Annotated in this window: 1 protein-coding gene; it reads left to right on the forward strand. The window is 53.3% G+C overall.

All coding sequences use genetic code 11. The features are described 5' to 3' along the window. Window positions 1-394, forward strand: a 394-nt coding sequence (locus C0Z18_RS32525; protein ID WP_199189613.1) for a hypothetical protein, incomplete at both ends; no start/stop codon positions are given.

The raw sequence follows: 394 nt of genomic DNA on the forward strand, positions 1-394 counted from the left end.
CTTCTGACCTGAACGATCTGTATCGTCGCGTCATTAACCGTAACAACCGTCTGAAACGTCTGCTGGATCTGGCTGCGCCGGACATCATCGTACGTAACGAAAAACGTATGCTGCAGGAAGCGGTAGACGCCCTGCTGGATAACGGTCGTCGCGGTCGTGCGATCACCGGTTCTAACAAGCGTCCTCTGAAATCTTTGGCCGACATGATCAAAGGTAAACAGGGTCGTTTCCGTCAGAACCTGCTCGGTAAGCGTGTTGACTACTCCGGTCGTTCTGTAATCACCGTAGGTCCATACCTGCGTCTGCATCAGTGCGGTCTGCCGAAGAAAATGGCACTGGAGCTGTTCAAACCGTTCATCTACGGCAAGCTGGAACTGCGTGGTCTTGCTACCAC

It is taken from the genome of Trinickia dabaoshanensis, assembly GCF_002879885.1.
GTDB lineage: Bacteria > Pseudomonadota > Gammaproteobacteria > Burkholderiales > Burkholderiaceae > Trinickia > Trinickia dabaoshanensis.